Genomic DNA, 12,129 nt, shown 5'->3' with positions numbered 1-12,129 from the left:
GCGAAACAATAATTAAAAACAATCAAATAAAATGCAAAACAAAGGATTAGTAATTTGCGTAGCCATTCTCTTGACGCTCGCAAGTATCTTCTACCTGTCATTTTCAGTAGCGACAAGCTTCTATGATGGTCAGGCAGCAACGATTAAAGACCCTATTGCACGACAGGATTATAAGGATTCTGTAAAGTATTTGGGTATCTATTCTTACCAGAAATGCCTTGAAACACAGATCGGTCTTGGTCTTGACTTGAAGGGCGGTATGAACGTTGTTCTTGAGATTTCAGTACCTGATGTAGTTGATTTCTTGGCAGATCACAAGCAGGATGCTGCTTATCAAAAGGCATTAGAGACTGCTAAGCAGGAAGAGATGAAAAGTCAGAAGGACTTTATCACTCTCTTTGTAGATGCTTATCACAAGGATGCTCCAGGTCATAAACTTGCAGAGATCTTCGCTACACAGCAACTCAAGGGAAAAGTTAGTACACAGAGTACTGATGAAGAGGTTGAGAAAGCACTTCGTCAGGAGGTTTCTGCAGCCATCGACAATTCGTATAATGTCGTAACAAATCGTATCGACCAGTATGGCGTTGTACAGCCAAATATCCAGAAGTTGGAAGGCCAGGAGGGTCGCCTCATGGTTGAAATGCCTGGTATTCGTGAGCCAGAGCGTATGCGTAAACTCCTTCAGGGTTCGGCTAACCTTGAGTTCTGGGAGACTTATAACAATCAGGAGGTAAATCCTTACCTTGTACAGTTGGATCAGCGTTTGGCTAATGGTGAAACAAAGACTGACACTACAGCAACTGATTCTACGAAGAAGGTAAATGCTAAGGATGCATCTGCTAATAAGTTAATACTCAATGCAAGTAATGAGACAAAGGCTGAGAATGCTCAGACGGATGCAATGAAGAAGATGCACCCATTGCTCTCTATGTTACAGACTATGCCTGGTGATGCACTTAGCCTTGTTGGTTATGCTAGCGTACGTGATACAGCTGCTATCAATAAGCTTATTCACAGCCAGCTTGCAAAGCAGATTTTGCCAAGCGACTTGAAGCTCCTTTGGGGTGCTAAGCCTGCAGATGGACTTAATAAGAAGAATGTATTTGAACTTTATGCTTTGAAGGTGACTACTTCTGATGGTCGTGCTCCATTGGAGGGTGACGTTGTTACTGATGCTAAGGATAATTTTGACCAGCACGGTCGTCCTGAGGTTAGCATGACAATGAACTCTGAAGGTGCGCGTGAGTGGGCTGCTTTGACAAAGGCTAACGTGGGTAAGGCTATCGCAATCGTATTGGATGGCGTCGTTTATTCAGCTCCACGCGTAAATGGTGAGATTACTGGTGGCCAGTCATCTATCTCTGGTAACTTCACAATTGAAGATACAAAGGACTTGGCTAACACATTGATGTCTGGTCGTATGCCTGCTCCTGCAAAGATTGTACAGGAGGAAGTCGTAGGTCCTACACTTGGTGCACAGTCTATTGAGCAGGGTCTTATCTCTTTTGCTATCGCTTTCGTCCTCTTGATGCTTTACATGATTGTCATGTACAACTTCATTCCAGGTATGATGGCTAACCTTGCTTTGATAGCCAACCTCTTCTTCACGTTGGGTGTCTTAGCGTCCTTCCAGTCGGCATTGACTATGCCAGGTATTGCCGGTATCGTGTTGACCTTAGGTACAGCTGTAGATGCTAACGTGCTTATCTACGAGCGTATTAAGGAGGAGTTGAAGCTCGGTAAGGGTATGAAGCAGGCATTGAAGGAAGGTTATGGAAATGCCTTCTCAGCTATCTTCGACTCTAACTTGACATCACTCATCACCGGTGTTATCCTTCTTGTGACAGGTACAGGTCCTATCCGTGGTTTCGCTACTACTTGGATCATTGGTATCGTTATCTCATTCTTCACAGCAGTATTCCTCACACGTCTCGTATTCGAGAACCGTGTTGGTAAGGATAAGTGGATGAATTTGACCTTCACAACAGCGTTCTCAAAGAACTTCATGCAGAATAAGAACTATCACTTCCTCAGTATGTATAAGACAACCTTTACTGTTTGGGGTGTTGCTGTCTTGGTATGTATTGTAAGTTTCGCAGTTCGTGGTTTGAGTCGCAGTATTGACTTCACTGGTGGTCGCAACTATGTTGTCACATTAAACAAGCCTACCCATGTAGAGGACGTTCGTAAGGTGATGAATGGTGCCTTCGTAAATACTGTTGGTGAGAATGCTGGTAAGCCTGCTACAACAACTGTTATTGCATTAGGTACGGATGGTAAGACAATCCGTGTATCAACAAACTACAATATTGATTCTAACAATCCTGCAGAGGATGACAAGGCTGAGACAATCCTTTACAATGCATTGAAGAAGGGTGGCTTTGTTAGTCAGGCAAGTGTACAGAACTTCAAGAATCCAGATATTCGTGAGGGCGGCTCTATTATTCAGAGTGCAAAGGTTGGTCCTTCAATCGCTAAGAACATTACTTATAATGCTATCATGAGCGTATTGTTGGCTATCTTCTTCATCTTCTTGTATATCCTCTTGCGTTTCCGCAACATTGGTTTCTCTGTTGGTTCAATCGTTGGACTTGTTCTTGACACGACAATCGTTATCGGTTGCTTCTCATTATGCTATGGTTGGATAGGCTTCTCACTTGAGATTGACCAGACCTTCATCGGTGCTATCTTGACTGTAATCGGTTATGATATCAACGATACTGTGGTTGTTTACGATCGTATCCGTGAGAACTTGGCTAAGCACAAGCACAATCTTGCAAAGGCTGATATCCAGAAGATCTTCAATGATTCTATCAACCAGACCCTCTCACGTACTATCAACACCTCAGTATCAACATTGATTGTACTCGTATCTATCTTTGTTCTTGGTGGTGATAGCATCCGTAGCTTCTCATTTGCAATGATTATCGGTATTATTATCGGTACTTTGAGTTCAATCTTCATCGCATCTCCTGTTGCTTACCTCGTATTGGGTAAGAAGATTGAGAAGCGTTCAAAGGAACTTGCAGAGGCACCTGTTGAGGCTTAATCAATAGATAGTCAGAACTGAGGTTTTACACCTTATTATATATAACAGCCCGTTATCAGCAATGGTAGCGGGCTGTTTTCATATAGCTAATGCTGTTTGAAGTTAGTCTCTATAAAGCCATCATATAAGCCGTAATACAGGATTAATAAAAAGTGTTGGAGAGTATGTTATACCCTTTTAAGCCGTAAAAAGTACCTCTTAAAGTGATGTTTGCGAATGTTCGTGCCAATTTATCGGTTTTTATTTTGCTGTTCATGCGGTTTACACTACCTTTGTATTCCAATAAAGATTGATAGAATGAGTAAGAAACATATACTTCTTGTAAATGACATAGCAGGATACGGAAAGGTAGCAACGGCAGCGATGCTTCCTATCTTGTCTTATTTGGGCCATCCGGTTTATAATCTTCCTACGGCGTTGGTTTCTAATACGCTTGATTATGGTAAGTTTAAGATTCTTGAAACGACAGACTATATCAAAGATGTGTTCCCTGTGTGGAAGGAACTTGGTTTTACCTTTGATGCCATAGCGACGGGTTTTATTGCTTCAGAACGACAGGCGAAACTAGTGGCTGACTTTTGTCGTGAGCAGGCAGAGCGGGGTACGACAATCTTTGTTGACCCTATCATGGGCGATGAAGGAAAACTCTATAATGGTGTGACACCAGCAACAATCAACTCAATGCGTGAGATGATTAGCGTTGCCGACCTTACCTTCCCTAATTATACCGAGGCTTGTTATCTTACTTCAAGTAAGTATGACGAGAAAGGTGTTAACTTTGAGGAAGCTAAACGATTGCTTGATGCTTTGCGTTTGATAGGAACGAAGTCGGCTATGATAACTTCTATCCTCATTGATGGTACACCTTCTGTGGTTGGGTATAACCATGTGACGGATAAGTATTTTAGTCTTCCTTATACAGAGATTCCTGTTCATTTCCCAGGTACAGGCGATATCTTCTCGGCAATACTCATTGGTCATCTGTTGGATGGCGAGCTACTGATTCCAAGTACGCAGAAGGCTATTGATGGCGTTTATAAACTGATTGATCTCAATAAAGATAACAAAGACAAAAATAGGGGAATCCCTTTGGAGAAATATCTTCAGGTATTGTAATAATAAGATATGAACTGGATTGACGGACTATTTAACATCCCTTCTGCCTTACAGGCAGTCGTGGTCCTCTCGCTGGTTTGTACAGTGGGATTGGGCTTAGGCAAGATTAGAGTAGCAGGCATATCACTTGGTATTGCCTTTGTATTCTTTTTTGGTATCGCTGCGGGTAGTTTTGGCTTGCAGGTAGATGAGCAGATGCTTAACTACTGTGAGACTTTCGGATTGGTTATCTTCGTCTATACACTCGGACTGAGTGTAGGACCAACCTTCTTTGGCTCCTTCCGACATGAAGGAACCTTGTTTAATCTGTGGAGTTTAGGCGTTATCTTCTTGGGAACCATAATGTCTGTCGTGCTCTCATATGCAATGAATGTACCGATGTCAAGCATGGTTGGTATCCTTTGTGGTGCTACAACGAATACGCCAGCACTTGGTGCTGCACAGCAAGCATTGCAACATGCGGGGCATAGTGGTGGTCCGGCAGCATTGGCAACAGCCGTTACTTATCCATTAGGTGTTGTCGGTGTTATCTTTGCTATGATATTTCTTCGTAAGTTCTTTGTGAGGCCTTCCGACTTAGTAGTACATTCGGGAGCAGAAGACGACCATACTTATATCGGACAGTTTGTTGTTCTTAATCCAGCCGTTAATGGTAAAACAATCGCTGAGATAGCACAAGGAACACATAGAAAGTTTATTATCTCACGTATTTGGCGTGGTGATGAAGTCATCGTTCCGATGAGTACAACGGTCCTACAAGCTAATGATAATCTGCTTGTAGCGTCAAAACGCGAAGAAGTTCCAGCCATGGAGATACTATTCGGAAAGCAGGTTAATCGCGACTTGAATAAAGAACAGGTAGATTGGAATCATCTTGACACAAAGGTGGAGAGCCGTGTTATTATCTTGTCAAACGGTGTGTTAAATGGCAAAAAGCTTGGTCAGCTTCATTTGCGAGATGCTTATAATGTCAATGTGAGCCGTGTTATCCGTGCTGATATCAAGCTGTTGGCAACGCAAGACCTTGTTCTTCGTTATGGCGACCGCCTTACCTTGGTGGGTCAACCAGAGGCTATTGATCATGCAGAGACCTTCTTGGGCAACTCTGTTAAGACGCTTAACGAACCTAATCTTGCTGTCATCTTCCTCGGAATGCTTCTTGGTTTGGCTTTAGGAACAATCCCTCTCAACATCCCTGGTATGGATTCTCCAATCCGATTGGGTATTGCTGGTGGTCCAATCATCATGGGTATATTGGCTGGAGCCTTTGGTCCTCGTTTACATTTCATTGCTTATACGACGCGTAGTGCCTCACTCATGCTTCGTAAGTTGGGCTTATCACTCTATCTGGCGTGCTTAGGATTGGATGCAGGTAAGGACTTTCTTACCACTGTAGTACGTCCAGAAGGTTTGCTGTGGATAGGCTTGGGTTTTGTTCTTACTGTTGTTCCTGTGATTATTGTCGGCTTGATAGCTTTACGATTGAAGAAGTTTGATTTCGGTACTATCTGTGGTATCCTTTGCGGTTCGATGGCTAATCCGATGGCTTTGGGTTATGCAAACGATACGATAAAGGGTGAAACCAGCAACATCAGTTATGCTTCGGTTTATCCTTTAGGAATGTTTGCCAGGGTTATTATTGCACAGATATTAGTCATGTTCTTTGTCTGACAGAACCTTTGTGTTGATATGGTTATCCACTTGTCTCATTTATCAGTAGGCTATTCGCCTTCCCATCCTGTTATCTCTGATATCGATTTGGAGTTAAAGAGTGGGCAACTGTCATGTCTGATAGGGGAGAATGGAATTGGTAAATCAACCCTTCTGAAAACGCTGACGGGTTTCCTGCCTAAGTTGAAAGGTAGCCTTTTGTTTGATAATCGTGACATAGCATCGTTCTCTCAGCGAGAACTGGCTCGAATGGTGAGCATCGTTTTGACGCAGAAGCCTGATGTGCAAAACCTATCAGTAGAGGAGATAATAGGCTTGGGAAGGTCGCCTTATACAGGCTTCTTTGGTCGGTTGCGTATAGAAGACCGCATGGTTGTCAATGATGCAATCGCTACGATGGGTATTGAAAAGTTGAGAGGACGCATGATTCAGACCCTTTCTGATGGTGAAAGACAGAAGGTGATGATTGCCAAAGCAATTGCGCAAGAGACACCCATCATCTTACTTGATGAGCCTACAGCTTTCCTCGACTTTCCTTCTAAGGCCGAGACCTTTCAGTCTTTACAGCGTATGGCACATGAAAGGGATAAGCTTATCCTCCTTTCCACCCATGACTTAGAACTCGCTGTACGGTTTGCTGATGGCTTATTGGAGGTAAAGAATGGTACTTTACAAGCAGTGTCTGTGACGGAAGTAAAGGCTTCTATCAATGCAATCATAGATAGTTAGTCCTTGTGCTTGTCAATGTCTTAATAGCATCTGCAACCCAATACTTAATAAATAAAACATTAATTTAAATAGAAATAATTTATGAAAAAGAATGTATGGATAGTTTCTATCGTCTTTGTGCTTGCCTTAATTTTGAATAGTTGTGGTACACCACAGAAAGCAACAGCGCCAGTAACGACTTCTGCTGTTAAAGATACTATTGCGGCTGTTGAGCCTTTGAAGGAGGTTATCAGTATTGCAGATGCTTTGTATATGTATCAGAATCCAGATAAGGTTGAGGCTATTACGAAGAAGTATGGTTATAAGTTGAAAACCAATTATGAGGTCTATCGCTTGGATAAGTTCAATAAGATGTACTATAAAAACTGTGTTCTGGCGAAGCTCCTTACAGCTGATAAGTATGAGGATTATCCAAAACCTATGCGCAAAGGTGTGTCAAGTTACGTAGCTTTTAAGGATGGAGCAATCATCATTGCCGTCTTCAATCAGCCTGCTTACGACAACCTTGTTGCCCAGGTTAAAGCTGCTGGCTTCACCTTGGATATGCCTGGTAGTGAGGATATCTATACTAACGGCAGTCGTACCATTGCTTGTTATAAGGATGGAAAGAGTGTGAGAATTCAGTAAACGATACTCTGCTATTACCGCTCTCCTACTTAAGAGCATAAAACATAACCCTCTCATCACTTCGCTTTTGCCCTTAATTGTGGACTAAAAGGAGGTTGAGAGGGTTTTTATTTTTACTTTTCTTTTCGTTTCATTTGCTTTTCTCAGTTGTAAGGACTATATTTGTTGTCTTAATACTTTAAGTCTAACTGAATGAAACATCTACTATTGACCTGCTTTATGGGACTTATAAGCCTTACTTCTATTGCACAACAAACCTATGATTGGGAGGATTTGTTTGAAGAACTCTATGCAAGTAGTGAAGAGAATATAGATACTAAGGAAGAAGCCTTTGAACTATTAACCGAGCTTGCAGAGCATCCTCTGAACCTTAATACGGCCAGTCGGGAAGAGTTGGAACGTATTCCTTTCCTTACGGCAGAACAGGTTGAGGACTTACAAGCCTATGTCTATCAATATCATGGTATGCAGTCATTAGGCGAATTGGCAATGATTGAATCCTTAGATGCCCTTCGCCGGAAGCTTCTGCCTTATTTTGTCTATGTCGCTCCAGTAGATGAACAACGAAAGTTTCCCACACTTAAAACGATTGTGAAAGGAGGAAAGCACACTTTTTTATTTACTTCACATCTTCCTTTCTATCAGCGAAAAGGCGACCGCAATGGCTATCTTGGCTATCCTTATGCCCATTCATTCCGTTATTCCTTCCGTTATGGCGATTATGTTCTAGCAGGATTGGTTGGCGCACAAGATGCTGGTGAACCTTTCTTTGCGTATGGGAATAGTCTGGGTTATGACCATTATAGTTTTTATTTGCTGTTAAGAAAGATGGGACGGTTGAAGGCGCTGGTCATAGGACGATATAAGGTGAACTTCGGGCAAGGATTGGTTATCAACAACTCCTTTGGTTTTGGAAAACTTGCTGTTCTCTCAACACTTGGCAGACAGACAACAGGTATTCATGCACACTCCTCCCGTTCGGCAGCTAACTATCTGCAAGGAGTAGCTGCAACGACAGCGTTAACACGGCAGCTCGACCTTACTACTTTTCTTTCTTACCGCAGTATCGATGCTTCACTTACGGATAGCGGAACGATTAAGACGATTCTCAAAACTGGTTATCACCGCATCGTGCGTGAGATGAATAACAAAGATGCTGCCACGCAGTTTGCTGCTGGGAGTCATTTAGCTTGGTCATTGGGTGCTTTTCGTGTAGGATTGTCGGGCGTTTATTCTTGTTTTAATAAGGAGTTAACACCCAATACGTCTTTATATTATCACCAATATGCACCCGCTGGCAACAACTTTTGGAACGTGAGTGCAGATTATAGCTACCAACACCCGCACTGGTCGTTGGCTGGTGAGACGGCAATGGATAGCAAGGGAAATATTGCTATGCTGAATAACCTCTCCTTTCAGCCTACTTCTAATCTCTCTTTACTTGCCGTTCAGCGTTATTATGGCTATCAATATACAGCACTCTTTGCACGTAGTTTCGGTGATAATGGGATGGTGCAGAACGAGAGCGGAGTCCTCATCGGTGCAAATTGGAATATTAGGCGTGGCTTGTCGCTCATGGCTTACACCGATATTGCCTATTTCTCACATCCTCGTTTTGGCGCACATGCAGCCAGTAAGGCGTGGGATAACCTACTGATGCTTACCTATAATCGTCAACGCTGGTCGCTCTTGGCCCGCTATCGCTTTAGAATACGTGAGAAAGATAATGCCGATAAGACTGCGCTGATAAACGAACTTACGCAGCGTGGCCGTCTATCCTTGACTTATTCAACGACTGCTTGGAGCAGTAAAAGTCAGTTGGACATTGCGGTAAGCAATTATCTCAAACGTAGTTTTGGTTACATGGTCAGTGAGACAGGAACATGTAAACTCCTGTCGTGGTTTGCGCTCAATGCCGCGATAGGCTATTTCCATACGACCGATTTCGCTTCCCGTATCTATACCTACGAGCGTGGCCCACTCTATTCTTTCAGCTTTCCAGCCTTCTTTGGTAAGGGAATGCACTACAGTCTGTTTGCTCGGGCAGATCTATCTCGCCATCTCATGTGTATTCTTCGCAGTTCAACCACGCATTATTTCGACCGTGATACAATATCATCAGGGCTTCAGCAAGTCAACTCCTCAACGCTAAGTGGGCTCGATATTCAACTGCGTTGGCGGTTTTAAGTGCTGATGCTTTATGTGATTACGATTTATGGGGCAGATAGCGTAGGCTGCTATTCACAAAAGACTTCATAGTTTCCCATCCGTAATAGCATTGGAAAATGGCGTCGATAACGATAAAGAGAGAAGTCACCTTCGTCGTCAAACGCCGTAAAATCGAATTGATGTGTGGCTTGATACTTTGCAGTAGAATTGTATTCGTCAACGTAGATGTTCGTCAAACAGGGTTGTCCATCAGACATATTGATAAGGAGTTGATAGTCATATTTGTATCCTTGTCCACCCACATAACTCAGTTCTATACCCTCTTTTCCTGTCCTAATCTCCTCAAAACTTAGCATTGTATCCGCCTCCGTGTTACGGATAACATTGCTATAAACCCATCGTCTTCCCTTGTATTCAATGGCAAGAAGACGGTCGGTAAAAATTGAATCTGTGATGCTGTCTATACTTGTCGTCATCGTTGTCGGAGATAAAATAGCGGCATTCATTCCCTTGAAAGATGCTTCACCCGTCTTCACATAGAAGTTAGATATCTTAAAGCCTTTCCATGTATAAAAGCCCTTCCAACGGTTTGGTGTAGGACAATTAAGCGTTATGGTGTTATTCGTAAAGCTTGTCAGGTGTTGAATTGGCTTTCCATAATATCCCATAACCGTGTCGGCATCAACATCATATCCGTCCTCTATCAGTGGATTATCAACCTTTTTACTTGTCTTTGTGGTGTCGGCAGAAAGGTTGCAAGCCATGCAATTAACAGCAAACAGCGTAAATAATAAAAAGTAGAAAACCTTTCTTCTCATATTCCTAACCCTCTTTTGTTTTATTATTAACTATCGATTCTATTCTTTCCTATGGTTGCAAAAGTAATTAAAAGTAGCGACATAAACAAGTTGAGACCATGCTTGCCGAATTATTTTCATGAAAATAAATATTTTTTGTCGTGAAAATAAATATTTATCTTCATGAAAATAAATTCTTCTTGTCATGAAAATAATTCGCAGGAGAGAATTGTTGTGCTATTGATCTACCTTCTTTTTGATTAGTAAACACATACACTTTGGTGATAATAAAAGGTGTTTTCTGTCGTTTGTTATCCTTTTTTTTATCTATATTTGCAGATGAAAGCAATACTATATACGACATGAAACAAGTCAGTAAGATAACTCTTTGTTTGCTCTGTGTGGCAATGGCGTTGACAGGTTGCCGTGATAAGGTGCGGTCAAAAGCCGATACTGCCAACCATCAAGCCGCAGCAAGGCAGTCAATGAAGCGTATATCAAAGGTGGAAAAACAAGGAGATATGCGTCAGTATGATGTTGCTGACAAGCAGCGAATAACTGATTTCATTCCCAAAGGTTATAAACTATTTGAGAAGATTTCGGGTGACTTGAACAAAGATGGGCTTGATGACTGTGTGTTAATCATCAAGGCAACACGCAAGGATGGCTTCATAAAAAACAGTTTTGATAAAGTGGTAGATCGTAATCGTAGGGGTATTATTGTGCTGTTCTCTGAAGAGAAAGGCTATAAAGTTGCTGTAAAGAATTACAACTGCTTCTCGTCAGAGAATGAGGATGGTGGAGTTTATTTTGCTCCTTACCTGAGTATAGATATTAGGAATAGTAAGCTTTTTGTACATTATGCCCATGGTCGGTATGGCTATTGGGAGTATTGCTTCCGTTATCAAGACTCTGACTTTATGTTGATAGGTTATGAATCATTTGGTAGTCAGGGTCCAACAGCGCTTGGAAAAGTGAGTATTAACTTCCTTACAGGGGTTAAGTATGATGATGATAATGTCAATAAGTATGATGATGATGCGGAAGAAAAGTTTGTACGGAAAGTTATAAAGCTGAAGAAAGAACCATTAAAGAAACTCTCGGAGATAGATGATTTTGATGAACTTGAAATAGAGAGATTGAATACAGATGATTAATAGATAAGATATAAGCTTTAAAACAAATGAACAAGACGACTGTAGTAGGGCTGTTATTAGCAGTCTTTATGTTAGTTGGCTGTTGCGATAAGACATGGTGTATAGGTTTTGCGGCTGACTTTTTAGTTGTGACTTCACAACCTATGAAGAAGAATTCAGGCTCCATGATAATAGATAAAGGAAGTCACATATCTGTTACTGGTCAGCAACAGATAATGGGTTTTATCCCTAAGGGTTATAAGCTATTTGACAAGGTTTATGGTGACTTGAATAAAGATGGGCTTATGGATTGCGTGTTAATCATCAAGGCTACACGCAAGGATAGCTTTGTGAACGATCGTGATGGTCATAAGGTTGATCGTAATAGGCGTGGGATTATAATATTGTTTACGCATGGTAATGGTTATAAGTTAGCTTTGAAAAATGAAAGTTGTTTCTCTTCAGAGAATGAGGATGGAGGATGTTACGATCCTCCTGAGTTGAACGTTAGCATAAAAGACAGCAAACTTTATCTACACTATAATTATGGTAGATATGGTTTTTGGGAGTATTGCTTTCGCTATCATTCATCTGACTTTATGCTGATAGGTTATGAAAAGTCGCGTAATTATGGTGCAAAGGTCTTTGCGCGATTAAGCATCAACTTTCTGACAGGCATTAAATTTGTGGATAAGAACATCCATGGAGATGACTATGAAAAGGAAACTGAACTTAAACGCGCCATCTATAAACTGCCGAGAAAGCCGCTGATGAGACTTTCAAAGATACGTGATTTGGATGAAGTTAGCTTTGCTGAATAGTTTAATCTGCA

Annotated in this window: 9 protein-coding genes; 8 read left to right on the top strand and 1 reads right to left on the bottom strand. The window is 41.7% G+C overall.

Features of this window, described 5'->3' with window-relative positions:
• Positions 1 to 31: 31 nt before the first annotated feature.
• The 6 genes from secDF (at position 32) to J4856_RS12060 (ending at position 9,382) form a co-directional block, all read left to right on the top strand.
• The gene (gene secDF / locus J4856_RS12085) at positions 32 to 3,052 is read left to right on the top strand and encodes a protein translocase subunit SecDF (protein ID WP_065367677.1); all 3,021 of its coding nucleotides are present in this window, start codon (positions 32 to 34) and stop codon (positions 3,050 to 3,052) included.
• A gap of 297 nt (positions 3,053 to 3,349) precedes the next feature.
• Positions 3,350 to 4,168, top strand: a complete 819-nt coding sequence (locus J4856_RS12080) for a pyridoxamine kinase (protein ID WP_025837688.1) — start codon at positions 3,350 to 3,352, stop codon at positions 4,166 to 4,168.
• A 9-nt stretch (positions 4,169 to 4,177) separates the two neighbouring features.
• Positions 4,178 to 5,839 (top strand): putative transporter, encoded by a 1,662-nt coding sequence (locus J4856_RS12075; RefSeq protein ID WP_025837690.1) that lies wholly within the window; start codon positions 4,178 to 4,180, stop codon positions 5,837 to 5,839.
• An 18-nt stretch (positions 5,840 to 5,857) separates the two neighbouring features.
• Positions 5,858 to 6,568 (top strand): ABC transporter ATP-binding protein, encoded by a 711-nt coding sequence (locus tag J4856_RS12070; RefSeq protein ID WP_025837691.1) that lies wholly within the window; start codon positions 5,858 to 5,860, stop codon positions 6,566 to 6,568.
• A gap of 81 nt (positions 6,569 to 6,649) precedes the next feature.
• Positions 6,650 to 7,195, top strand: a complete 546-nt coding sequence (locus J4856_RS12065) for a hypothetical protein (protein WP_025837693.1) — start codon at positions 6,650 to 6,652, stop codon at positions 7,193 to 7,195.
• A gap of 192 nt (positions 7,196 to 7,387) precedes the next feature.
• On the top strand, positions 7,388 to 9,382 hold the full coding sequence (locus J4856_RS12060) for a ComEA family DNA-binding protein (protein ID WP_025837694.1): 1,995 nt from the start codon (positions 7,388 to 7,390) through the stop codon (positions 9,380 to 9,382).
• Between the two features lie 50 nt (positions 9,383 to 9,432).
• On the opposite strand, the gene J4856_RS12055 is transcribed toward J4856_RS12060, so the two are convergent.
• The gene (locus J4856_RS12055) at positions 9,433 to 10,182 is read right to left on the bottom strand and encodes a hypothetical protein (RefSeq protein ID WP_025837695.1); all 750 of its coding nucleotides are present in this window, start codon (positions 10,180 to 10,182) and stop codon (positions 9,433 to 9,435) included.
• 341 nt (positions 10,183 to 10,523) lie between these two features.
• Here J4856_RS12055 and J4856_RS12050 point away from each other — a divergent pair, with 341 nt between their 5' ends.
• Complete coding sequence (locus tag J4856_RS12050) at positions 10,524 to 11,318, top strand: hypothetical protein (protein ID WP_025837697.1); 795 nt, start codon at positions 10,524 to 10,526, stop codon at positions 11,316 to 11,318.
• 26 nt (positions 11,319 to 11,344) lie between these two features.
• The gene (locus tag J4856_RS12045) at positions 11,345 to 12,118 is read left to right on the top strand and encodes a hypothetical protein (RefSeq protein ID WP_025837698.1); all 774 of its coding nucleotides are present in this window, start codon (positions 11,345 to 11,347) and stop codon (positions 12,116 to 12,118) included.
• Positions 12,119 to 12,129 lie beyond the last annotated feature (11 nt).

Source organism: Prevotella scopos JCM 17725 (genome assembly GCF_018127785.1).
Classification (GTDB): Bacteria; Bacteroidota; Bacteroidia; order Bacteroidales; family Bacteroidaceae; genus Prevotella; species Prevotella scopos.
Note: the sequence above shows the minus strand (reverse complement) of the source record. Positions and strands in the feature narration are given on the sequence as shown.